This window comes from Bifidobacterium sp. M0404 (genome assembly GCF_016101415.1).
In the GTDB taxonomy this organism is placed as follows: domain Bacteria; phylum Actinomycetota; class Actinomycetes; order Actinomycetales; family Bifidobacteriaceae; genus Bombiscardovia; species Bombiscardovia polysaccharolytica.
In genome coordinates this window covers 157,423-182,428 of record NZ_JACFQP010000003.1, presented here as the reverse complement: position 1 = coordinate 182,428, position 25,006 = coordinate 157,423, and the positions used below count along the sequence as shown (strand labels likewise).

12 protein-coding genes, 1 tRNA gene and 2 pseudogenes are annotated in these 25,006 nt (G+C 51.5%); 10 read left to right on the top strand and 5 right to left on the bottom strand.

The window, feature by feature from the left end:
* Positions 1-46: 46 nt before the first annotated feature.
* Complete coding sequence (locus H3T93_RS07615) at positions 47-2,509, top strand: hypothetical protein (RefSeq protein WP_232348758.1); 2,463 nt, start codon at positions 47-49, stop codon at positions 2,507-2,509.
* A 360-nt stretch (positions 2,510-2,869) separates the two neighbouring features.
* The gene (locus H3T93_RS07610) at positions 2,870-4,492 is read left to right on the top strand and encodes an ATP-binding protein (RefSeq protein WP_442859373.1); all 1,623 of its coding nucleotides are present in this window, start codon (positions 2,870-2,872) and stop codon (positions 4,490-4,492) included.
* Between the two features lie 507 nt (positions 4,493-4,999).
* Here H3T93_RS07610 and H3T93_RS07605 read toward each other — a convergent pair.
* The 3 genes from H3T93_RS07605 to H3T93_RS07595 all read right to left on the bottom strand — a co-directional run bounded on the left by H3T93_RS07605 (position 5,000) and on the right by H3T93_RS07595 (position 8,408).
* Positions 5,000-5,087, bottom strand: a tRNA-Ser gene (locus H3T93_RS07605).
* A gap of 133 nt (positions 5,088-5,220) precedes the next feature.
* Positions 5,221-6,663 (bottom strand): catalase, encoded by a 1,443-nt coding sequence (locus H3T93_RS07600; protein WP_144178155.1) that lies wholly within the window; start codon positions 6,661-6,663, stop codon positions 5,221-5,223.
* A 302-nt stretch (positions 6,664-6,965) separates the two neighbouring features.
* A complete protein-coding gene (locus H3T93_RS07595; protein ID WP_222102071.1) occupies positions 6,966-8,408 on the bottom strand; it encodes an Nramp family divalent metal transporter in 1,443 nt (480 codons plus the stop codon).
* Between the two features lie 194 nt (positions 8,409-8,602).
* On the opposite strand from H3T93_RS07595, the gene H3T93_RS07590 reads away from it, so the two are divergent.
* The 4 genes and pseudogenes from H3T93_RS07590 to H3T93_RS09155 all read left to right on the top strand — a co-directional run.
* Entirely contained in the window at positions 8,603-9,331 is a 729-nt protein-coding gene (locus tag H3T93_RS07590; RefSeq protein ID WP_144178153.1) for a metal-dependent transcriptional regulator, read from the top strand.
* 454 nt (positions 9,332-9,785) lie between these two features.
* Entirely contained in the window at positions 9,786-12,221 is a 2,436-nt protein-coding gene (locus H3T93_RS07585) for an RICIN domain-containing protein (protein ID WP_144178151.1), read from the top strand.
* 77 nt (positions 12,222-12,298) lie between these two features.
* The gene (locus tag H3T93_RS07580) at positions 12,299-13,348 is read left to right on the top strand and encodes a glycosyltransferase family 2 protein (RefSeq protein ID WP_144178275.1); all 1,050 of its coding nucleotides are present in this window, start codon (positions 12,299-12,301) and stop codon (positions 13,346-13,348) included.
* A gap of 96 nt (positions 13,349-13,444) precedes the next feature.
* Positions 13,445-14,434 (top strand): annotated as a pseudogene (locus tag H3T93_RS09155) (glucosyltransferase domain-containing protein); the annotation flags it as partial.
* Between the two features lie 493 nt (positions 14,435-14,927).
* On the opposite strand, the gene H3T93_RS07575 reads toward H3T93_RS09155, so the two are convergent.
* A complete protein-coding gene (locus H3T93_RS07575; protein WP_144178273.1) occupies positions 14,928-15,998 on the bottom strand; it encodes a glycosyltransferase family 2 protein in 1,071 nt (356 codons plus the stop codon).
* 138 nt (positions 15,999-16,136) lie between these two features.
* Between H3T93_RS07575 and H3T93_RS09150 the strand changes: the two are divergent.
* A pseudogene (locus H3T93_RS09150) lies at positions 16,137-17,771 on the top strand (DUF6020 family protein); the annotation flags it as partial.
* Between the two features lie 144 nt (positions 17,772-17,915).
* Here H3T93_RS09150 and H3T93_RS07570 read toward each other — a convergent pair.
* A complete protein-coding gene (locus H3T93_RS07570) occupies positions 17,916-19,061 on the bottom strand; it encodes an acyltransferase (protein ID WP_186363970.1) in 1,146 nt (381 codons plus the stop codon).
* 541 nt (positions 19,062-19,602) lie between these two features.
* Here H3T93_RS07570 and H3T93_RS07565 point away from each other — a divergent pair.
* The 3 genes from H3T93_RS07565 to H3T93_RS07555 all read left to right on the top strand — a co-directional run bounded on the left by H3T93_RS07565 (position 19,603) and on the right by H3T93_RS07555 (position 24,979).
* Entirely contained in the window at positions 19,603-20,400 is a 798-nt protein-coding gene (locus tag H3T93_RS07565) for a glycosyltransferase family 2 protein (protein ID WP_144178146.1), read from the top strand.
* 486 nt (positions 20,401-20,886) lie between these two features.
* The gene (locus H3T93_RS07560) at positions 20,887-22,725 is read left to right on the top strand and encodes a cell wall-binding repeat-containing protein (protein ID WP_186363969.1); all 1,839 of its coding nucleotides are present in this window, start codon (positions 20,887-20,889) and stop codon (positions 22,723-22,725) included.
* A 319-nt stretch (positions 22,726-23,044) separates the two neighbouring features.
* Complete coding sequence (locus H3T93_RS07555; RefSeq protein WP_144178144.1) at positions 23,045-24,979, top strand: DUF6541 family protein; 1,935 nt, start codon at positions 23,045-23,047, stop codon at positions 24,977-24,979.
* The last annotated feature ends 27 nt before the right edge of the window (positions 24,980-25,006 follow it).

The window sequence follows — 25,006 nt, the reverse complement described above, 5'->3', positions numbered from 1 at the left end:
CTTGCTGCCATGCTTCATACCTGCCTTGCCCTGTGCAATCCGATTGATGACATGGGATGCGACGTTTCAGTTGCTGTTTTATTCTGGCTATTATTGCTTTGTTCCTGAGCGTACTGTGGAAGGAGAGGGACGGATGACAAGGGAGTTGGAGCTCTCGCCACGGCACGGCAGCGAGTTGGTTTCTGTTGAGTATTCGTTGGAGCTTGCGAACGACAAAGGTATAGAGGCTGGAATTAGCGTTGCTAAAGCGACCGGAGATTTTGGTGATGGAATCTACGTGGAATCCATTGAAGAAGATGCTGCATCTGACCATGTGCAAGATGACGCGCAGCTTGATTACAAGATAGCTGCAGCTTGTGGAGTGGTTGCTGGTTTATGCGATTCGATTTTTGTTGGCAAGTTCTCTCTGGACAGGGCGAACGAGTGGGGTTCGGAGAAAGTCAATGAATTCGTGGTTTGGGTGGCAAAGCAGCATTCTGGTTTTAGAGGAGAGTCCCTGCGTGATGCCATAAATTTCTTAGAAGATGAATATCCTTTTGTTGGCGATAAGTACACAGCCGAATTTGGCGGCGGTTTGCAACATCATCTCAGGGACTTTTCTCACCACTTCTCCCTTGAAGGATTGGTGTTCTCGATACTCACTCAATTTACCGGAAAGGTATACGGCACCAATCAGTACGGAGATTTCATTGCAATCCCGGTGGAAGAACAATGGTTTAAGGAAGGACTGATCGGTGATAATTTCTGCGAAAGGCTGTTCATAGGCACAGTGCAGTGGCTCTTGCACATGGCGTCAGACATGGCAGGGTCAAGTTCGAATCCCGGTCAGGGCACAGGGATACCTGGACCTTTGCTCTCTATTATTAAGGAATTGTCCGCCTTGCCCGTGTTTGAAAATGCCATGGATTCTGGCATGAGGACACGCAAATTCATTTCCAAGATGTTCAATGGGACCTTATTTGCACAAGTGGATGATGAAGGTCGTAAAGTGCCTCGTAGGTTCAACCTGCGAACTGAAATCGGAATTGTGCATGAACTGGGGCGCCAGGCGCTTCCGGTGTTGCTGAATGAATGCTTGACGCGAGGCTGCTATTTTCTTCATCATCTTTATCTGGAGATGAAAGATAATGAGGTCCGCTCTTTGTCCGATTTGAAGCAGCTGGACATGGACCGAATTCTTCCATTCAATAATTCCAGAGTTGTTCGCATGGTATCCATTGCCTCGGCCACTTTTACTGCGGTGGATCTGGCGGATGCTGCTATTCGGGCTGCATTGGTCGGGTTTACGGAAGGCAGGGTACTTGCCGGCAAGGAGTTCTTGCTGAGAGTCAACTACGTAGGTGTGACTCGTCTGGTTTTCGCAATAGGTGTGGATGTCAAAACGGTATGGGAACGAAGAACAAGCCACAGGCAGCGGCAGCAAAACGACGATTCGGCCGATCGGGCGACAATGGAAACGCTCTCGTTGAAGCCGGAGCATCTATCTGTTCTGTTCTCGATAGAGCGACTGGCGCTTTATGAGGACATAGATCGAAGTAAGGCAGTGGATCGAGGCGAAAAAGAAGAATGGTTTGGCAAATGGTCTGAAAACCTCCCTGCTGACTGCGTTCTTCTTAATCAGGGGCAAGTGAAAGAGAGAATTGAAGAACTTGATGCACGAGACGGAACTACATGGAAAGCCTTGGTTCTGATTGAACTTGCACGGTTTGTGCCGTATGACTCCTATCGCTCTGAAATGGAGTCAGAGAATCCTGACGGAAGTCCAGACTCCTCAATCAAGAAAACAAAATGTCCAAAATTTGATTCAAAAATTCTCGAAGAGTTATGGTGTGATGTAAGCGGCGATTTGGATAAATCCCCGGTGCAGCAGACCGCTAAGGCGCTGAATAAGAATGTCGGCGTATTGGATGGTAGCCGAACCAGGAAGATTGTCGGTGCTGCGGGAACTGCCGCGGTTGCGGTTGCTACGGGAGGTGCAGCGTTTACCCTAGCTCCAGTCATAGCGCCGTTTCTCGCCGGATCGGCTGTTGCCGGCCTATCCGGTGCTGCTCTTACCAGTGCGAGCCTTGCAGCGGTTGGCGGTGGTGCATTGGCTGCAGGAGGTCTCGGTATGGCAGGTGGCACAGCCATAATCGCTGGTGGCGGCGCAGTCTTGGGTTTGGTTGGTGGTAGTGGGGTAACTGCTGTTACTTCGCTTCTCACTGATTCCAAAGGAGCGTTTGCCCTCGACGAGTGTTCGAAGCTCCTAACATTTTGCCAATCCGACTTTGCTCAAGCTGATATGAAGCCAGAGACGATTGAACGGATGCGACAAGGCCTGCTCGATCAGATTGAACGCATGGAAATTCAGCAGGAGGTTCTCTCTAGACGTTCTGGAGACAAGGGTTTAGATAAGGCTGAGAAGAAGGAAACCAAGAAGGAGCTCTCCGGTCTTAAGAAGAGCTTGGGTTACATGCGTAATTGCGAAAAGGAATTGTTGAAGCTGATCAATCAAAAAAGCCACTCGTAGGAGATTACGGTAGCCGCCAAAGACGATGTCGAATTGGTCTGATTAAGTACAGCGCTGGAGCCGGAATCACGACGAGATGTGTATGCATCGGATTCTGCAGATTGTCCTCTTGGGGAATGCAGGGGATATCTCTGATTAAAGTCTTGTTCTGCTTTTTAGTATTCCAGGTTACTGATTGCATGGGAAATGTTAAAGGGGGTCCAGTTCTCTCTGCTGCCAGACTGTTTGTTTAAGGGTAGTTTTAACTGAATTCAGTTATCCTTTACCGGAATTCAGTGAAAAAGTATATAATTCAGTTAAGGCCAATAGCTCAGAACAGGTGGTGGACGACGGATGGCGTGTGAGTACGGCAAGGAGACTTTGTCCAAGGAATTCAAAAGTGATCTCAAGGGCTTGCCGGACTCCGAATTGGTAGAAGCAGTTGTTGCCTTGGCCAATACGGATGGCGGATGCTTATACTTGGGCGTTGAGGATGATGGCACGCCTACCGGTGCGCAGCAAAAGCATCAGGATCCGGTTGGAATGGCTGCGATGATAGCCAATAAGACTGTGCCACCGATATCGGTTCGTGCACAATTGGTTGGCAATGACATCGCGGTTGTTCAGGTCGAGGTACCCAAGGCGCAGAGCGTGGTATCAACAAAGTCGGGTAAGATTCTCCGTCGCATGATGAAAGTGGATGGCACGCCTGAAAGCGTACCCATGTATCCGTATGAGTTTGCAACTCGTCTTTCGGATCTGGGAAAGCTCGACTATTCAGCTCAGCCGGTGAGGGGATCAACTCGGGCAGATTTTGATCCGTTGGAACGTGATCGTCTGCGCAGGATCATCGCCTCTTATCAATCTGGTGACCAGAATCTTCTTGAGCTTTCGGATGAGGATATGGAAAAATCGCTGCGCCTTGTCGTATCGGTCGATGGGGATTTGACACCAACCTTGGCTGGCTTGCTGCTCATTGGCAACGAAGATGCATTGCAGCAGTTCGTTCCGACGAATGAAGCGGCTTTCCAAGTTCTTAACGGCACTGACATCAAGGTGAACCAGACGTACCATGGCCCTTTGCTCAAGACCATAGAGCAAATATCCGCGTCGTTTAAGCCGTGGAATCCGGGGACGGAGCTGAATGTGGGCCTGTTTTCTTCGATGGTCCCCGAGTTTGACGAAAGGGCTTTTCGAGAGGCTTTGGTTAACGCATTCGGCCATAGGGACTATTCGGTTCTCGGGCGTGTGCGCGTATTGGTAGACGATGCTGGCTTGACCATCGCCAATCCCGGTGGGTTTGTGGAGGGTATCAATGTTCATAACCTGCTTACAGCTGAGCCACATGGGCGTAATCCATGTCTGATGGATGCATTGAAGAGATCTGGCCTCGCCGAACGCACTGGGCGTGGGATCGACCGCATTTTCGAAGGTGCCCTGAACTATGGCCGTCCTCTGCCTGATTATTCGAGATCCAACGGGCGTGGGGTATCAGTGCTGTTGCCGCGCAGTGCGCCCGACAAGGCGTTTGTGGAGCTGCTGGCCGAGGAGCGTGAGCGTAGTGGCAAATCCATGTCTCTCGATGGGTTGCTTATTCTGGACAAGCTCAAGAGAGAGAGGCGCTGCAGCTTTGACGTGTTGTCGAAATCGATGGACATGAGCGACCAGCGTCTACGCACGGTTTTGGGGCAACTGACTGAATCTGGTCTTATCGAAAGCGCCGGCACCGGGGCTCGCCGAACATATATGTTGGGTGCGAAGGTGTATCGGCGTAGCGGCAAGGTAGTGGAATATGTTCGCCAATCGGACATCGATAGAGTTCGGTACTCCGAATTAATCATCAAGCTGATCCATGAACAAAAAACGGTGAGTAGAAACGACGTGATGGAACTGCTGCACCTTAGCGCGAATCAGGCGTATTACCAGTTGCGGAAGCTCGTTGATGAGGGGCGTATCAGAAAAGTTGGTAGTGGAAAACGTAAAGCACGGTACGAGGCGGTGTAGTGGATAAATCAATTGGGATATCGCTAATCGAGTCTACCTGAATTCAGTTATTATTAACTGAATTCTGCAAAACCATTGTTTGTTTTACGCTGTTTCTCAACATACACGGTCGCATACTCGCGAAATGTGATCTTGCTTCCGGTATTGGCCTTGCCCGGAACCTTCGGCGGAGTCCACGCATTCAAGTTGATAGGGCACATGCCTTATTGAATCATGTCTTGGCCTGAGTCTCTTTCTCTTCATCGAAGTTCTTGTGGATGCGGACAGGGTTTGTACTTTGCGAAGTGCGTGCCATGATAATCAACCCCAGCTGCCGCAGACGGATGAACAACGTCGTTTTTGGACTGAATGCTTGAGCGCTAAGGCGATACCGCTTAACTTACTCCAGATAACGGGTCAAAAAGAAAGAAGACGGAGCAGGGACAATCTTTGAAGCGTCGCCAAAAATGTTGCAATCCCGCCCTCTAAGCGACAAAAAGGGATTTTTGGAAAACCAAAAATCCCTGCTGGCGGAGGATACGAGATTCGAACTCGTGAGGGCGTGAACCCAACACGCTTTCCAAGCGTGCGCCATAGACCACTAGGCGAATCCTCCATGGCTGCAATGAACGGGGCCATAGCCTACGTGACCCTGATCAAGGCAACTAGGAAATAGTAACACAGGGCAAGGATTGCGGGCCAGTCCAGACGTGTCGCCGACAATCCTCGCCCTGTTTCTGTTTTCTGTGTTACTTGATCTGATCCATGGAAAGGCCAAGAGCCTCGGCAACACGCTGGCCGTAGTCGGGGTCAGCCTGGTAGAACTGCTTGGTCTCGAGAACCTGGATCTCCTGGTTATCGACGGATCCCAGGGTGTTCTTGATGGTCTGGATCAGGCGGTCCTTCTCTTCCGGGCTCATCAGCCTGTAGAGACGACCGGCTGCAGAGTAGTAGTCCTTGTCATAGGGGCGGGAGTATTCGGTTTGCCCTTGGACAGCATCGCCATGCATCCGGGCATCGTTGTCCTCTACGGGGCCGCCCTTGCTGTTGGGCTCGTAGTTGACCGATCCATCCTGGCCTTGGGACATGAAACCGTCTCGTTCGTAGTTGTGGACCTCGTTGACTGGCCGGTTGATGGGCAGCTGTTCGTAGTTGGCGCCCAGACGATAACGCTCGGCGTCCTTGTATCCGAACAGGCGGCCTTGCAGCAGCTTGTCGGGCGAGGGCTCGATGCCGGGGACGAAGTTGGCGGGGGAGAAGGCCGCTTCCTCCACATCATCAAAGTAGTTGGTCGGGTTGGTGTCCAGCACGAACTCGCCTATCTCAATGCGCGGATAGTCCTTCTTGGAGACCACCTTGGTCACGTCGAAGATATCGTCCTTATAGTCCAGGCCCTCCTGATAGGGCAGGATCTGCACGCAGACCTTCCACTTGGGGTAGTCGCCCCGGTCGATGGCATCGTAGAGATCGTGCAGCAGGAAGTCCGTGTCCTCGGAAGCGACCTTGGCGGCGGTCTCGTCGGTCATGTTCTTAACGCCCTGCTCGCTCAGGAAGTGGTACTTGACCCAGAACTGCTCGCCCTTGGCATTGACCCACTTGAAGGTGTGGCTTCCGTAGCCGTTCATGTTTCGGTAGCTGGCCGGGTTGCCCCTGTCGCCCATCAGATAAGTCACCTGGTGAACCGACTCGGGGGAGTGGGACCAGAAGTCCCACTGCATTTCCTGGCTGCGCAGATGCGTGGCCGGGTCCCGCTTCTGCGAGTGGATGAAGTCGGGGAATTTCAGGGGGTCGTTGACGAAGAATACGGGGGTGTTGTTGCCCACCACGTCGTAGTTGCCCTCTTGGGTGTAGAAGCGCAGAGCGAAGCCGCGCACGTCGCGCAGGGTGTCGGGATAGCCTGATTCACCGGCCACCTGGGAGAAGCGCAGCAGGATGGGCGTGGTCTTGCCGGCTCCGTTGAATACGTCGGCCTTGGTGTAGGCGCTCATGTCCTTGGTCAAGGTGAAGGTTCCCTTGGCTCCGGCCCCCTTGGCGTGGACTACGCGCTCCGGGATGCGCTCGCGGTTGAAGTGGGCCAGCTTTTCGAGGAGCTGGTAGTCCTGCATGAGGATGGGTCCGCGGGTGCCCGCCGTCTGGCTATGGTTGTTGTCCGCCCAGGGCTGCCCTTCGTTGGTAGTGAGTTTGTCGTTCATATTTGCTCGATTCCTCTGACATCTTTGATATTTGCGGTCTACGGTCCCATGCGGGCCAGGTCTGTGACCCTGCTTCTGGCCGGCCGTCCGATCGTTGATAGCAAGACCCTTGATAAAATCCTGCTATCCTCCACCGTATCTGACAGGCACTGGAGTTGGTGGATATGCGCGCTGAGCGAGAGTCAGATATCTCACTAATCAAGCGAGGCGTTTATGGCATCTCAGACAGAACCATAAGAAAGCCGCCGACATTGCCTCATTCATTCGGCAAATGGCGGCGGCTCTCATCAGAGCACTGGTGCTCAGAGCATCTGTATCAATTCGCCCACATCCTGGATGACCAGCTGGAGGTTGAGCCCGGTCAGGACAGCCACGACAATCCAGGCCAGGAAGGCCATCCATCGAGGGTTGGCATACTTGCCCATGATCTTCTTGGAGGAGGTGTACCAGACCAGGGGGATCATGGATATGGGCAGGGCCACGCACAGGAAGACCTGGGAGTAGACCAGCAGACTATCCAGGGCGGACTCCTTGCCGCCGAAGGCGATGGTGCAGATCAGCACGGGAATGATGGAGATCACACGGGTGACCAGCCTGCGCAGCCAGAGAGGGATCCTCATGCGGATGAAGCCCTCCATGACGATCTGCCCGGTCAGGGTGCCGGTGATGGTCGAGTTCTGACCTGAGGCCAGCAGGGCCACGGCGAAGAGGGTGGAGAGCAGTCCGGAGGCGACCGGCCCGGCGATGGCCTTGTCGCCAAGGGCGTTGTAGAGGGCGGTGAAAGTGTCCAGCCCTTCACCGTGTCCGAAGAACATGGCCGCGCCCAGCATCAGCAGCAGGCAGTTGACCACGAAGGCGGCGGATAGCTGGATGTTGGAATCCCAGGTGGCGAAGCGGACAGCGTTGGCAACCTGACGGTCGTCGCTTCGGTCGAAGTCGCGGGTCTGAACGATGGATGAATGCAGGTAGAGGTTGTGGGGCATGACCGTGGCGCCCACAATGCCCAGAGCCATGGTCAGCTGCCCGTTGCCCAGGATGGCCTTGTCGGGGATGAAGCCACGGAAGACCGCGGGCATGTCAGGCTTGGCCAGGAAGACCTCGTAGAGGAATACCGCCATGATGACCAGGATCAGGGTGGCCACGATGGCCTCGATGCGGCGGAAGCCGATCTTGGTCAACAGCAGGAGGATGAGCACATCCAGGACGGTCAGCGTCACGCCCAGGACCAGCGGAATGCCAAAGAGCAGCTTCAGGGCAATGGCCCCGCCGATCACTTCGGCGATGTCGGTGGCCATCACGGCTAGCTCCGTGCAGATCCAGAGGACGAAGCTCAGCCGGCGGCTGGTGTGCTGGCGTGTGGCCTGGGCCAGGTCCAGACCAGTCACGATCCCCAGCTTGGCAGACATGTATTGCAGCATCATGGCGATCAGGCTGGAGATGAGGATGACGCTCATGAGCAGGTAGCCATACTGGGCGCCGCCGCCGATGGAGGTGATCCAGTTGCCAGGATCCATGTAGCCGACTGCAACCAGGGCGCCCGGTCCTGAGAAGGCAGCCAGATTCTTCCAGAAGGAGGAGGTCGAGTTGGGCACGGAGACTGTGGCGTTGATCTCCTCCAGGGATCGCCCATTGGCCGTCTCGATGATGGGATGGGATTGGCGCTGCCGACTGGACGGCGGAGTCCCGACTTCGGATCCGGCTGGACTGGCGGACCCTGAGGAGGGTCTGGTCTGACTGTTCGGCATGACACCTTCCTTGATTCTGGTTGCTCAAATGTCTGGAAGAAAACTTCGACCCTTCGAAGTCTAATGGTGCCACATGAAAATTGCGAGACCTTGACAATGACATGTCTGTGACATTGCCTACATGCCGGATCCTGCTGATGTTTGACTGAAAAAATCGGGGAAGGGGCTGAGGAATTGTGCTATAGACTGTGCACATGGACGTCATTCAGCTTTCCACCAATGTCCAGGACTACCTCAAAGTCATTTGGGATCTGGAGGAGTGGGACGATGGCCCAGTCCACCCGACGGATATCGCTGAACGGACCGGCATGAAGCAATCGACCATTTCGGGCGCGCTCTCGCGTATGGTCAATGCCGGCTTGGTGGAACACAAGCCTTATGGACGGGTTGGTCTCACTTCGGCAGGTAGGCGCTCGGCCGTTACCATGGTCCGTCGCCACCGCCTTCTGGAGACGTTTCTGGTGGAAGTCCTGGGCTATACCTGGGATGAAGTGCACGAGGAGGCTGATGCCCTTGAGCATGCCGTCTCTGAAAAGCTGGTTGACAGGATTGATCGCTATCTGGGCCATCCAGCCCAGGATCCGCATGGGGATGCCATACCGACTGAATCCGGCAGCATGCCTGTTGTTCCTTTGACGAAGTCTCTGTCTCAGGTGGAAGATGGGCAAACCGTACGGGTATGGCGAGTAAGCGATCAGGATCCAGCATTGCTCAGGTACTTGAGCAAGCACAGGGTACGCCCAGGGACCTTGCTGAAATTGGTTTCACCTGGGGACGCATCACAGGGGGCGCAAATCCGCGTTCAGAAGATATCGGCCGGGCAAAGTAGTCCCAATAGGGATGAGGATGAATCGAAGGGGATTGCTGAGCCTTTGGAATTGGATGATGCACAGGCTTCAAGAATCCAGGTAGTTGTTCAATAGATTTTATGCACCGCAGATGTCACGGCAGCAACGATGGTTGTGCTGTCCATCAGGGAACACGTCCATCATCTCCGGCTATGAGTTCATGGATTATTTCACCATGCAATGTTTTTCTGTTGGGAGTCACGGTGTTGGGGGTCATGGCATCCCCTGCATCTGCGGGAAGATCCAGCTAAATTCCCCAAAACGTCCAGACTCTGTCTGGCAGCAAATGAATGGACGTCTCGCTTATCGTTTTCAAGCAAGGTTCCGGACCAATACATACGCCTTTTCTTAGGCTGAGGTGTCCGCTCGGCAGGCCTTGGAGCTTTCAGTGACGCTGGAAAGTCTGGTATCTGGTATGTTTCGAAACCAGTTCTGCGATCATTGGACGAACTCGGCTTTACCTCCTAAGCTGGTACCAGTGTGGTTGGTGGGTTCATTGTTGCATGACGATTGAAGGGGAGCCGTAACAGTGCTTTGGTCTGTGATTAAAAATATTTTGGTTATTGCTGCCACGGCTGCAATGGCTGGCCCTATGGGATTTCAGCCCAGCGCACCTGGATCCATGGCTGCTGAATGGAATACACAGTCAACAACGCAGGAAAAGGTGGCGGAGGAAGGGCATGCGAGCCCCTCGACAATAGGCGATCAGGACCAGTCGCAGAGCGCGTCTATGCCGGACAACCCCAATCAACCCCTGCCAGAGAAAATCAGCAACGCCATACCCAAGGATGCGACCGTAGTTGCGAATGATCTGGCTTTGACGCCAGACCAGCAGCTCAAGCAATTGGACTCAGGCAAGAAAGTCACCGATCCGAAAATCGTCGGGACGTCAACCCGTCAGGCAGATCCTTTGGCTAAGACCAATGGAGAATCATTCATCCCTGTTCATGTGGACAAAGTCAGAAAAGCCATAAAAGATTCCAAGACGGATCCCGATCAACAGACCAAGGGCAACCAAGGTGAGGAGGCAAGACCGGCAACAGTTGATTCCTCCGTACGGTCTCGTACATCCTTTGCCTCTTTGCAAAATAATGAATACGGTGCTCACTGGGGCTTTTATCAAGGTTCACAGGCATTTTTTGAGGCTGATGGGACTCTCTTCGCGGACCAGGCCAAGGGGGTCATCGATGTTTCTGTGTGGCAGAACACTATAAATTGGGAGGCTGTAAAGAACTCCGGAGTCGACGGCGCCATCATCCGCCTAGGCTACGGTTGGGGCAACGGCCTGGATAAACAGGCCAAGAGAAACATCAGTGAATGCAAGCGTTTGGGAATACCTTTCGGGGTCTATATCTACTCGTATGCCTATGACGCCAATACGGCCGCCGCTGAGGGCGACAATGCGGTCAACCTGTTGAGGCAGGCCGGTGTCAGCCCTTATGATCTCAGCTACCCCGTTCATTATGACTTGGAAAATTGGACCTGGGCAGGTCACAGCCATCCCACCGATCCTGGAACGTATGATCAAATAGTCAATACCTGGTGGGGCAAGCTGTCATCTGCCGGTTACAACAGGCTGTCCTTGTACTCATACACCAACTATCTTTATTCCGCCTTGAATTCTGACAACATCCATTCCAAGACGCATTGGGTGGCCAGCTATGGTCCGCGTACTGGTTTTCATTTCAGAAGCGCTGATAAGGGTTGGCAATACAGTAGCAGCGGTTCAGTCAGCGGCATCAACGGACACGTGGATTTGAACGCCTTCAGCAACATACGCAGTCAGCCTGATTTCAATGGAACCGACCCCAATTCATTTGCCGCCAAAGTCACGGACGTACCTGAAGGGCGTTACTATATCGCCAGTCTTTTCGACAATCGTTATGTCGACGTAACAGGAGCCAGTCCTGACAATGGTGTGCCCCTGGATATCTGGCCCTACAACGGGCAGGACAACCAGCAGTTCTATATCAAGCCGGCCGGTGGCGGTAATTACACCATTGCGACTGGCTACAGCAAAGTGGTGGATGCATCAGGACCCTCGGCTGATAACGGGACACCGTTGATCCAGTTTTCGGCAAATGGCGGTCGCAACCAGCAGTGGACCCTGTATAGATGCATTGATGGTTCGTACTACATCGCTTCTGTATATGCCGGAAGCCGGAACAAGGTTTGGGACATCACTGCCTCGAATGGCGCCCCGGGATCCAGGCTGGAATTATGGGCGGCTAATCAAGGCGAGAACCAAAGATTCAAGCTGGTCAGCGTTAATGGAAGCGGCAACGGCAACCCTTCAGCATCAGGTCAATTGGTGAGCGCTGATGGTGGGAAGTACTGGTATGAGAACGGAGAGAAAGCCCGTTCCAAGGAGATATATGATTCTTCTGCCGGACTCTGGTACTGGGCAGGTGACGATGGTCAGCTGGCCCAGGGCTGGAAGACGCTGCCTGATGGGCGAAGGGTGTATTACGATCCCCGCACTTTGGGAATGGCCCATGGCGAAAGGCTCATTGATGGGGCCTGGTATTACTTTGCCTATGACGGCAATATGGTCAGAAGCCGGGATCTCTACCTCACTTCAAACGGCGGAAAATATGTAAGATACGCCGCCGATGGAAAAATGGTCAAGGGCGAAAGCAGCAAGGCCGGCAAATGGTATTTCTTCGACCCCGTTACCGGCGCTATGGCTAAGGGGTGGAAGCATGTGTCGTCCAACGGCGGCAAGTGGGTCTACTACGATCCGTCCAATGGCCAGATGCTCCATGGAGAGGCCTATATCAATGAAAATTGGTACTACTTCAACGATTGGAGCGGCGCCACCACTTATGGATGGAAGCACTTGGCATCCAACGGCGGCAAGTGGGTCTACTACGATCCGGTCATGGGGTGGATGCTGAAGGGGTGGCACCAGGTCGATGGCTCCATGCGCCACTTCGATGAGACGACCGGGGCGGTGCTCAATTGATTCGTAGTTTGTCTTTCTAGCAATCCTTTGCCGGTATCCTGCAAACTTGGTTGAGCATTGGTTTAAAGTTGGAAACCATGAACACTGCTGGGCAATTGAAATCGGACCTGCCTAAAAGCGAGGCGGACGAATCTGCCTCCGGACACGGCGGGAATGCCGATGATCAGGGTTGCGATAAGGGTGCTCCACAACTCGCCTTGGTCATTCCTTGCTACAACGAGCAGGATGTTCTGCCCATCACTTTGCCCGTGCTCGATACCAAGCTCTCAGACTTGGAAAAGCGCGGGTTCATTATGGAGAACAGCTACATTCTTCTTGTGGACGACGGATCTCATGATTCCACATGGTCAATTATCGAGTCGAGTCATTCCCAGTACCCTACGAGGGTGCATGGCCTTAAGTTTTCTCATAATAGGGGACACCAGAATGCCCTGTATGCAGGGCTTATGGAGGCTCTGAGTCGTGGATGCGACGCGGCCATCTCAATGGATGCGGACCTGCAGGATGATCCCGATGCCATTGATGCAATGGTGAAGGAGTATGCCAAAGGAAACGACATCGTCTACGGTGTCAGGGACAACAGGGATACCGACACTGTTTTCAAGCGCTCGACAGCGGATCTGTTTTATAGGATGATGTCATGGTTGGGAACCGACACGATACCGAATCACGCTGATTACCGGCTTATGAGCCGTACGGCCTTGGAGGCTCTTTCTCACTACACTGAAGTTAATTTGTTTTTGCGAGGCATCGTTCCTTCTCTTGGTTTCCCCCACAGCAAGGTGTACTACAAGCGCGGTTCAAGAGCAGCAGGCGAATCCAAGTATCCTTTGAAAAAGATGATGTCATTCGCAGTGGAAGGCATTACGTCTTTTTCAATCACCCCGCTCAGAGCCATCACCGGCATCGGTCTCATTTCGGTTGCGGTGGGCATAGTGATCCTTATTTATGTGCTGGTCTCCTTCTTCTGTGGTCGTGCAGTGGCCGGTTGGGGGTCTGTGATGTGTTCAATCTGGATCCTTGGAGGGCTGATCCTGTCAGGCATTGGAGTGGTGGGCGAGTATGTTGGCCGAATCTATTTGGAAGTGAAGCATCGACCCCGCTATATCGTCGAAGAACGCATCTGATATGTACGTCAAACCGCATTTCGACCGGGAAAGTCTCGACAAGATAATTCAAAAGAGGTATTGAACGTGAAATCTGTCCTCTCTCGGCATGCACTGATGCCTATCGAATCGTTGAAGCGTCACGCTGGCATTGCTCTATTGGCCTTCATCCTTAACGTTGTTGCCTTTGCTCCCCTGATTGCCCGTCGACATTACTCGGTGGATTCCTACCATCTGATCGACGACCAGAACGCTCTTTGGTATTTGCAGAATGGCCGATACACATGGTGGCGTTTGACGCTGGTGGCGGACAGCCTCGGTCTGAACCTGGTTTTGCGGCAGCGACTGTTCATGGCAATCTGCATTGTCGGATTCTCCATCTCTTTGGTTATTCTCACGGCCTCTTTTGCCAGGCTGGGTGGAATATCATCCTTTGCTGGGCAGTGCTGTCTGTGTCTGACCTTGTCGGTGGTATGGATCAACGTATTCGTACTTGAATTCCTCTTGTTCCCTGAAAGCGCTGTGTCTGCAGCCGTCGGTTCCATATTCGTCAGCTTGGCCGTTAGCCTCATCCTTGGCAGACGGAATGCTTGGCTGTCGGCCGCATCGCTGATTTGTCTGTTGATTGCCCTGGGGTGCTACCAAAGCTTGGTAGGCGTGTTTTTGGCGCTCGCCTTGCTAGGAGGCTGCCTGACTTCTTTGAGGGAAGGACACGAGCCTTTTACGCGGGTGATGCTTCGTTGGGCCAAGGTGCTGGGCATGGCTGCCTTCGGCTCTGTTTTCAATGTCATCTGCGTAAGGTATTTGATACATATTCAGTACATAGCCGATCCTGGCCGTGGAGCCGGGCTTTCTTTGCCGACTATTGTCTCCAACGTCAAACAGGTATTGAAATACCAGCTGCCTCTGCTCAATAATGCCGATGGACTCATGCCCAAATTCAGCGTCACCTTGATACTGCTCTTTCTGATTGCCCTGCTGGTGCTGTCTTTCCGTACCAGGCACAATCTGCCTTATGGGCAATTGGCTTGCGCCGCCCTGGTCACCTATATGGCAGTCTTTGCTCCTCACTACATCGAGAAAAATATCCTCTTGACCCCGCGCAGCAATATGGCTTTTTGGGCTTGGATTGCGTCAATGACCACGGTTTTTGCGGTTTCCCTGCTCGCATCTCGGCATCAGCCGTTCACGGTCAGGACCCCGATCGAGCCTATGCCGGAACCGGATCGAAAGGTCGAAGTCACGAGGGAGGGGACCGAGGCCTTCCCGGGCTCTGGCAACGGTGCTCCGCATGCTGCAAGGCTTATCGCCGTCTCTGGCGTTTTCCTGCTCTTTTCAAGCCTATGCATGGCGGACATAGCTTATGATGCCTATGTCAGTAATACCCACGATCAGGCCTATGCCCTGAGCGTCGCCCAGAAGATCAAAGAGCATGAGGCTTCCACCGGCCAACATGTAACAGCTATCGCCATAGTTCCTGATGCAAGGGTGCATGTCAAATACGACAGTGTGCGTTATCAGAGGTACGAACTGAACCGGCGCATCATGAATACCCCTTACTCAAATTATCAGATGATCAATTATCTGAGTCATTCGAACCTCAGCAAAATTGAGATACCTCGGTCGGACTATCGCCGCTACTTTGCCGGTCGGGACTGGAACCAGCTTGATTTGGATCAGCAGCTGGTATTCTCTGGCGACAAGGCCTATCTGGCCTTGTACTAGCGGCTTGCTGCCTGCTCAGATACGCGAACTGGTTTCGAGCCAGGATGATGCGTTTGCGCTCCTCGGCTGCCATGATGTCCAGGATGATGCCGGCCACGATGAGCAAAAGGCCGGCGATGACGAGCATTACGGATCCGATAAGCGTGGGGAAGCGCAGAACCACACCGGTTTTCCAATAGTCGAACATGACGCTCAGGGTCAGCACCAGCCCAACCATGGATATCAACAGTCCGGAAATGCCAAAGAATGGCAACGGCCTGTACTCGCGTATCATGCGGAAGATGGTTGACATGACTTTAATCCCGTCACCGAAGGTATCCAGTTTGCTCACCGATCCATTCGGACGGTCGCGGTACTGGATGGGGATTTCGCAGATGCGCAGGTTGTTGTCCAGGCTATGAATGGTCATTTCGGTTTCTACCTCGAAGCCCGAGGAGGTTACGGGGCAGGTTTTGGCAAAGGCAAAGGATACGGCTCTGAAACCGGTCATGACATCCGTCAGATGGGCTCCGAAAAGCAGGTTGATTGAAGATCTGACCAGCCGATTGCCAAGGCCATGCAAGGGCCGTTTGTTCTCTTGGAAATAGGTGGAGCTGAGACGATCACCGGAGGCCATGTCATATCCCTGGAGGATCTTGGAGACAAGCTCGGGCGCCGCTTCGGCCGGGTAGGTGTCATCCCCGTCAACCAGCACATAGACATCCGCATCAACCTCCTCGAACATGGCTCTGATGACATTGCCCTTGCCCTGTCGAGGCTCCTGGCAGACGATGGCGTTCCGTTGCCTTGCTATGGAAGCCGTTGCATCCGTGGAATTATTGTCGAAGACATACAGGTCGGCCGTAGGCAAAGCCCGACGGAAATCGTCGATTACCTTGCCTATAGTCATCTCCTCGTTGTAACAGGGAATAAGTACGGCCACACGTGCATCCTGGTTCTTCCTTATCTCTTCCACAAGGCACAAGCTTACCAATCAGCGCAACAATGAATCAGGGTCGTATTCTGCGGCTACCTGGTGGTGTTGCAAGGTAGGCGGGAGGTTAAGCTTGCATTATTGACGTATCCATCAGTTGCAAAGGGAATCATGGTCGGACTTCGCAGGACTGGTTCGAATCGAATCAGGCCGATCGCACATGGCAAGAACCGTGACGTGTTGCTGCAAGGCAGAGCAATGGAAGGATACGTCTTTCCTCTGCTGCTGGGAGTGCTTTTCTCTCTGTCTTCAGATGCGGGAACCTATGGTGCCATTCAATGGGGTCAGGCGCATCTGTATCTGAATATCGTGCTCTATGGAATACTCTTCTGGGTCTTGTTCGCTACCATGTTCCGATTCTGCTTTCCCGATAGGATCGGTTCTTTTTCGGATGACCGAGCCGGAAAGCAAAAAAACAGCCTCATACGACGGCTGTACTTCAATCATATTGAATCGCCCAAAGGCGTGCTCTGCGATGGCATACGGATTCTTATCTGCTGGCTTCCGTACCTGATACTTCTATACCCGGGTTCGCTTTTTTGGGACACTGGTGATCAGCTGGCCCAATACTACGGGATTGCGGCTTTCAGCCAGGCCCCTGGCGTCATATCTGACCGCCATCCCTTTTTTGATACTTTTCTTTACGGTTGGTTTTCCGATCTTGGCCGGTTCCTGACGGGCAGTCCGAATTTCGGTTTTTCCTTGTATGTCATAATCCAGTTCATCCTTTTTGCGCTCTGCATCGCCTGGCTGCTGGCCTATATGTCCACAAGGGCGATGGGGAAAAGAATCATTGCCCTTTGCACGGCCTTTTTCTGCCTTTTCCCTCTGGTTCCCATGATGGCTATGATGATTTGCAAGGATACGACTCATGCCCTGTTTTTCCTGCCCTGGGCCATCCTGTTTGTAAAGCTGGTCGATGGCCGGCTGGAACCCTTGAAGAACCCCCGTTTTCTCAGCGCTTTTCTTGTTCTGACCCTCCTAAGCTCGCTGACGAAGAAGATGGGCCTTTACATCATTGTGGTGAGTCTGCTCCTGCTGGTCCTCGGCCATTTCCGAAGGAAAATGAAGGTTCTGGCCGCTTGCCTGGCGGCATCGATATGGCTGGTTGTCAATATGCTGATACCTGCCTGTCTTTTTCCTGTGCTGCACGTGGTGCCGGGGGAGAAGGTCGCAGCAATTGTCATGCCTGTACAGGTGCTGTCAAGGACGGCTCATGATCATCCAACGGCAATCGCTGATTCCCAGAAAAAAGCAGTGGATGAGATGATGCCTTTTGGCTGGGAGGGGATGGCTGCAAAGTACATACCTTATATATCTGATCCGGTCACCGGCTATGGGGCGAACGGTCCCAAAGAGTCCCTGCCCGGTTTCGCGCGTTTGTGGGTGAACTTAGGACTTCACCATCCCTTGTCGTATTTGAATGGCTTCTTCTGTTTAGAGGGCGGCTGGACGAGTTTTGTCGGCCCGCAATCCACCAAGGCCCAGAAACCCCCGTATAGGCAAGATCCCATGGTGATGCGCGTGTACACGTGGACCATGACGAATCCTGATACATATGGGCGGCTGCAAAAGGATCCGCACCCCAATGGGCGTCAACGGCTGGCCGATGAAACATACCAGACGCTGACAACCATACCGGTGCTGAATGTCTGCTTCTATGTGGCTGTCTGGTCATCGGTCGTACCCTTCTTCATTCTGTATGCCGCTTGGCGAAGGCGAGGCAAGGAGCGCTTGATGGTATTGGCCATGCGGCTGGCGCCCTATTTCGTTTCAGTGTTCAGCCTGTTCGCATACCCCATATCTTTTTCCGTCCCGGGACGGATGGATCCCACGAGGTATGTGTTTCATGCAGTGCTGACGGCCCCCCTGGCCCTGGGGGCTCTGTATTCAGCCAATAAAAAGATGTCTGAAGAAGGGGGTTTTGCCGCCGACCCAGCTTATAAAGGCAGCAATCAAAACAATAGCGGCCACCAGGGCAAGATTGATGAGCATGGGCGCCTTGTAGAATAAATGGAAATGCAGGATCAGATCACGAATCACCAATATCAGCATCAGATGCAGATAATAGATGCCAAGCGTATTGGAGCCAATAGCAGTGACGATTGCACTCAGGCCTGACGGGACTTTCCTGACCTGTATGAATAATTGGAATAGAGCGATGGCCAAGATCAAGGTTACAACGTTCTGGTAACCAGACTCTATATCGAAAGATATACCCTTTGTTCGGGCTTGGAACCGTTGCAGGGTGAAAAGCAAACCCCAGGCCAATAGTGCCACGAGTGCAAGGCAGATGTTTTTCGCCCTCGCGCTTGAGAAGTGACGAGACAGCCAGGCTGCTATATCGTGCCCGTAACCTCCGGCAACGAAATACACCAGGGCGTAACCATAGTCTCCCAGCATGTTGTATTGGCTGATCGAAGCGAGCACTTGCGGAACCTGATGCCCGCTGTAGCTCGACAGTATGTCTTTGGCATTGTCTCCTAGCGTTACAGCAAATATCAGAGCACCAAGCACAATCGTGACGTAGGCCAGATATCGTTTCCCGTTCGGGTCGTCGTAGACAGTCTTCAGTATGGGGAAAACAATGTAAATGGCCAGTAGCGCATTGATGAACCAGAAGTATCCCAAAGGAACCACGTCGTAAGAGCCGCCCAGAAGATACTGGGGAACTGATTTCCAATCTATGCGTTTGCGCATCAGGGCACTGAGTATCGGCAAGCTGATGATCTTCCATGCCAACAGGATGAATACCATCCTAAGGATTTTATGAAGATGCTTGTCCGCCGAAAATCGCGAGTTCATCAGAAGATACCCATTGACAGCAAAGAACAAGGGCACTCCGACGACTGAAAAAGTTGAGGCGAGGTTGTTCAGTGCGGTGTCGCTGACAAAACCGGTGTAAAAAATGTAATGTACAAAAATAACAAGAAATATTGCCAGTGATTTTGCCAGATCAAGGCCAGCGATCCGATCCTTGTGAACTCTCTGTCTGGCTGCATGTTCAGGAGGAGCAGCTCTTCGCTGGTCGTTCATCTGCAGCCTCTTCCCCGTGAAAACCCCAGAGCTAATCACGCGTGTAATCATGCGCAATCGCCGATGAGAACTGGATCCGACATCTATTCCATACTCGATTCTGAAATGTCAGCAGAAGCCACAACCAACCACCTCAACCTGTGTACTGACTTTACTCCCCTTGAAACTGTGGCCCACATGGTCATTGAGTGATGTTTACCTATTCCCGTCATGATCAGGCTATGCATAAAACAATCGGTGCTATTTCCAGTGCTTTCATCCAGGGCTCTGCTATCGAGCTGTTGGAGAACTGATGAGCGTTGTTGCCTACCGGTAAAGAATATGAGCCCAGCCTGGTACAACTAGACTTTGTGGCATGCTGACTGCAAGGAATCCAAGTTCTTAGCGATCCAGACGTGTTTATCTTTATAGGGTTGCCGAAGGTGAGGTGGAGTTTATGTCTACGGGCCTGTCTTTGAGGGAGAAGCGCAACAGGCTAAGGCGTCTTGGTACCCGATGCGGTCGGGCCCTGGTGCCTGGCCGTCCACGAATCATTGCCTCTATGACCTCGTACCCTGCCCGCATCGAGACTGTCCACCTGGCTATAAAGTCACTGCTTGCCCAGAAGACCCTGCCAGATTTGATCATTCTTTGGCTGTGCCGATCTGATTTTCCAGGTGGAGAGCGTGACCTGCCTTCCAGCTTGAAAGATCTGCTTTGGATGGATGTCCAGGTGCGTTGGGTCGATGATGATTTGAAACCGCACAAGAAATATTATTGGGCTCTGCGCGAATTTCCGAACGATTTGGTTGTCACAGTTGATGATGATTTAATCTACCGGAATACCATGATTGGGGATCTTCTGGCGGCCCACCGCCGCTATCCGCAAGCCATAGTGGCTTCCCGCACCCATCTCATCACTTTCAACAGAGACGGCAGTCGTAAAAAATATGAGGACTGGATTTACGAGGCACCGCATTATCATCCTCGTCTGGTGGGCGTTCCTTCCATGCGACTTTTTGCCACGACTGGTGCCGGCACGCTCTTCCCTCCACACTTGATGCCTGACTCTACCTTCGACAAGAACTTGATCATGTCTCTATGCCCCACCACGGATGACGTGTGGTTGAAAATTATGCAAGTAGAGGCCAACCCACCTATTCCGGTAGTGGCTTCGACAGATGATCAACTTCTGCAATATGTGCCCGGCACCCAAGAAGAGGCACTCTGCCACGTCAATACTGAGAGCGGAGGCAACGATAAGGTTTTCCAACGAATACTCGGCTATCTCAACGCAAATGGTCGTCAACTGGATTTTGACAAAGCCGTTCGAGACGACGAATTGAATAAGTTGTTGTAATTCGGTTTCGACTGGATAATGTGTGCATGTCAATCAAATACCTAGTTTAAATAAAGCAGTGCACTTTAGACGCAGAAGTTTAATATACGGTTCTTTATGGCATTGGTCAGTAATACTATATAATGTAGTTTCAGGAAGGAGCGGGGCCACAAAATCCAATCGGTTAATCAAGAGAGCTATAGATTCTGATTAAAGCAATGATGAGTCAGATTCTATGACACTCGAGATTGCCAACTACTCATGTAGGAGTATAGTGTTGTTGACGAAGGGGCCGGTTGGGTTCTTTCACGATAATAGAAACTGATATGTAGTACAACTTATACGATGAAGGAGAGTAAGTTGTCAAAAGTTAAAACATCCCTACCGTTGAAGCTGGGAGCCGGCCTAATCTGCGGTGCAACACTGATTGCATGCGTAGGTGCTTTGACTGTGCCTGCACGGGCTGCGGAATCGAAGTGCGGAGACGACAACAAACTGTCAGAGTGTGTGACTGATCCAAATCTTCTTGTTGCCGTTAAAGCTGGTTTGGAGTCAGCTCAAATAGGCAGTGGTTCAGATGATTCCTTAATTAAGAACATTAAGGATGAATCCATAAACGTAACTCTTAATGGTAAAAGCGGTGTTGACCTAGCAGGTTTGAAGACTTTCACTAATATTAAGTCCCTCACTTTGAAAGACGATGGACTTCGAGATTTGAGTGATTTGTCTGGGCTGAATCAGTTGGAGGAATTGGATCTTTCAGGGAATCCAATCGTTTATGGCCTCACACAGCTAGGGCAGAAAGATAAATTAAAGACCCTTAAGGTCGACGGCAATGGAAGCCAATTCATTGATGGTTTGTCAGCTGTCGGCTCGTTCAAGAACTTAACGACACTGTCTCTTCAGAATCAGAAACTCACCGATCTTTCTGCTCTTAGTGGGTTGAAGAAGTTAGCATCGCTTAACTTGACGAACAATAAGATATCAGATGTCACTCCGTTGGGTAATCTGACTGCTTTGACAGAGCTCACTCTTGACGACAACAACATCAAAGACATAACACCTCTTCTTGGCACCGTGTCTTTGACCCCGACTGGGTTGTCAGTTAAAGAGCAGAAGATTATGGTGAAGCCTGACCATGAATTCGACAAAAAAGCTGATTGGGTTCTTGATGGGGTGAAGGTTGGCGACGTCTACGCGCATATTGACAGCGCATCAACAGGTGGTGTCCATACGGATGACACTAAAGTCACTTGGGCTGCGCCGGCCGATTATGATTCAGTATCGTATCACTTCAAGTCAGCTGTATCTGCTGCGAATGGCACGCAACTTGGTCCTGATGGTGCTTTCAGTGGTACAGTTCAGCAAGACAGAAGTGTAATTCAGCGGCTGTCTGGCAATGATCGATACGACACAATGGGTGAGATCGTCGAAGCAGCCTATCCTGACTCAGAAGGTGGCACGGTGATTGTAGCTTCTGGAGATAATTTCCCCGACGCACTTGCATCGTCCGGTCTTGCTGGATTAGCAACTGCTCCTGTCATTCTGACTAACTCATACAGGCTTTCTGCTCGCGCAGATGGACAGATTTCTCGTTTGAAGCCTCAAAAGGTTGTAGTTGTTGGCGGAAAATCTGCAGTTTCTGATAGTGTTGTAAACCAAATTGAAAAGCGGGTTGCTCGAAAGGCAAAGATCGTCCGTATCTCCGGTGATACCCGTAGGGATACAGCTAATGAAATCTTTGCTCAGGCAAAGAAGCAGGTCGACGCAAATTGGGCGGATGATACTGCAATCATAGCTACTGGTGAAAACTTCACTGATGCACTGTCAATCTCTGCTTATGCTCAAAAGAACAAATATCCTGTATTCCTGAGTGGTAAGTCTGGCCTCGATGCGAGTACCGTTAAGGATATTAAGGGGTATGGCTTCACCAATATCGTAATTGCTGGAGGATCTGCAGCTGTGCCCAACAGTGTAATTGCTCAGTTGAAGAGTGCCGGAGTTTCTGAATCTAACATCGTTCGCCTGGGTGGTGCTACACGTTATCAGACATCGCTAGAGATTGCTAAGTACGCTTACAACAATGGTGCCGGTGTCCTGCATCCTGGTACTCCAGTATTTGCAACTGGTGAAAACTTCCCTGATGCACTTGCTGGCGGTGTGCTAGCTGCGGAAAAGGGTGCACCGCTTCTCTTGGTTAGCCCAGATACTGCCGTTAATCATGACGCTCTCAACTGGATTAACTCCACTGACGTGTTTGACAATACTGCTTATGTACTCGGTGGCACTGATGCTGTAAGTGAGACGGTTTCAGCTGACATTGCCTCAGTGTTGAAAGAACTGTGATTGCTTTAAATTATCTCTAGTTTGAAGCTGAAATAGTTTGCATTGGTGGACCCTGACATGTAATACTGTCAGGGGCCACCATTTTTTGTAAAGCCAACAAAAAGCTGCTCTTATTGTAAGATATGGGTTCTGGCTTAGAATCGCGATTAAGTCAGTAAATTTGTCTGAGCTGGTACATTTGATTAGATAATTGCGCCGGAGCCAAAGCGTACCGCTCTCTCAATTTGAACGATTTACCCCAGGCCAACTTATAGAGAAAACAAACTCCAGTATTGCAAATCATTTTTCTTTTAAGGCATGTAGCTAATAAAATGAATGGATGAGTAGTGAATATCCTATATCAGGCAACAATCTGATTATTACAAATGCCGGTATCCAAAAAACCATCGAGGGCAAAGCCGAAAAAGCTAAAGCCAAGGTCCAGGTTCCTCGTAAACAACCAATGCGAATTTGTATCTTGTCATCCTCATGTTTTGGTCTTTTTCTTGCGCTTCTGATTGTTGTAAGTTGGTTTCCGAAAACTCGGAGTATGTGGAATCTGCCTATCCAGGCTATTGATGCGCCCTCACACTACTACTTTATTCGCAAGCTTATGCAGAACGGCTTGTCAGTCATGTGGGAGCTCAACCCTAATGACAGTTTCTATCCACCTCTGTTTCATTGTTTAGTCTATCTATTAATTTGTGTGTCGAATTGGTTGGGGTTCCATGTCAATATATTTACCGGACTAAATTTAATATGGCTGGTCTCCTCGGGTCTTCTCTTTCCAATAGGCATGTTGCTATTGTGCTCATTTTTTTATTCAGATGCATCAAAGAAATGTTGGATCATCCTTAATATTGCAGTTCCGGTGCTATCCGTGGTATCGGTGGCGCAACCCTACTGGATGTTGAACGCCGGACCACTCATTGCTTATGGACTTGCTACCTCGATCCTGCCGTTTCTGATATATTCCAGTCTTAGGTTAATGGATGCCGTTACTATAAGGAGTGAGCGCACGGTCGCTCATGTACTCCGGTGGTCTTTACTAACAATTGTTCTCCTCTTGCTGATGTTATTGGCACACCCTCGAGTGGCATTTACCTATTTGGTTTTCATAGGCCCTTTTATACTGGTGAAAATGTCCAAAAAAGACATTCTCTGCTTCCTTCTATGCATATTCCTCGCGGCGGGGCTTTTCTTTGCGTATGTCTCTCACCGTGATCACGGCAAGGATTACCTACATCCTGGGTCATGGTTCCATACATTTCGCCCTACCAGAAGTCTTGGTAATGCAGTGAAGACTGTGTTGACTGACGCTATTCCTGGCCTTGCAGGCCTATTTATGGCAATTTTGGTCTGTATATGTTTTATTGCAGTCCTGTTGCTTTGCGGAGAGCGTTTTCGTGATGCACTAGCTGTGGACGGAGCATTTCTCCTTACTGCCCTGATCTTTGTTTCAAGTTCGGCACTTACTGGGCCGGTGGCCAACGTGATAACAGCTGCTTGGTACCGTGGCGAGACTCGGCCCCTGACCATGATACCTTTGGCGGTTGTTCCCCTGTTGGCCTTTGGTCTGCGTTGCCTTCTTGAGCCTCGTCCTGGCAGGAACCTGAAGATTCAAGCTCTATTCCGACCTGTTTCACCGCAGGTTCAACTCTCGCCTGTCGGTGTGATCACAGTGTTGCTTCTTGTCGTAGTGTTGGTGCTTTGCTCGTGTTTTGAGCCAGCAAAAAAACAATTGTCAGCCATCGTCGCTGGTAGCACGGATGTCGAAACACAAACTCCAGGGGAGCAATTGAGCCATGACAAATATTACGCCTTGAAGAAGGTGCACGACTTGGTGGAAGGCAACGCAGTAGTGGTGTCTGACCCCTTGAATGGCTCCATGTATGGAATGGCTCTCTATGGAATGGATATGTTGTATCCGGTATACAACCCCATGGATACGAAAAATGGTCAGGTGTTCGGAAGGGTGGAGCGTGCATTCGCCTCAGGTGATTCCGAACGCTTGCTGAATACAGTGTGCCCTGTCGTGACCAGCTATAAGGCAAAGAGCCAACCTGAAGAAAGAAGCAACAAGTACTTTTTGACCATGGGTCCGCAATCTCCAAGCTTGCGTATGTTCACCTACAAGGCGCAGTACTATCCCTTCCATGACGACCGTTTGATCAATGAATATGAACAACGGGGAACACTGGTAAAAATCAGTGCACTTGATTCTCCCAATGAGCCGGGGAGTCAATGGAATCTATATCGATTCGCATGCAGATAAGCAGTCTATGCGTCTTATATTTTAGGG

Bases quoted from the DNA above. Each gene is read 5' to 3' on its own strand.
- H3T93_RS07570 (WP_186363970.1), bottom strand. From the start codon at position 19,061: ATGAACGACCAGCGAAGAGCTGCTCCTCCTGAACATGCAGCCAGACAG.
- H3T93_RS07565 (WP_144178146.1), top strand. From the start codon at position 19,603: ATGACCTCGTACCCTGCCCGCATCGAGACTGTCCACCTGGCTATAAAG.
- H3T93_RS07580 (WP_144178275.1), top strand. From the start codon at position 12,299: ATGAACACTGCTGGGCAATTGAAATCGGACCTGCCTAAAAGCGAGGCG.
- H3T93_RS07590 (WP_144178153.1), top strand. From the start codon at position 8,603: ATGGACGTCATTCAGCTTTCCACCAATGTCCAGGACTACCTCAAAGTC.
- H3T93_RS07615 (WP_232348758.1), top strand. From the start codon at position 47: ATGACATGGGATGCGACGTTTCAGTTGCTGTTTTATTCTGGCTATTAT.
- H3T93_RS07555 (WP_144178144.1), top strand. From the start codon at position 23,045: ATGAGTAGTGAATATCCTATATCAGGCAACAATCTGATTATTACAAAT.
- H3T93_RS07600 (WP_144178155.1), bottom strand. From the start codon at position 6,663: ATGAACGACAAACTCACTACCAACGAAGGGCAGCCCTGGGCGGACAAC.
- H3T93_RS07595 (WP_222102071.1), bottom strand. From the start codon at position 8,408: ATGCCGAACAGTCAGACCAGACCCTCCTCAGGGTCCGCCAGTCCAGCC.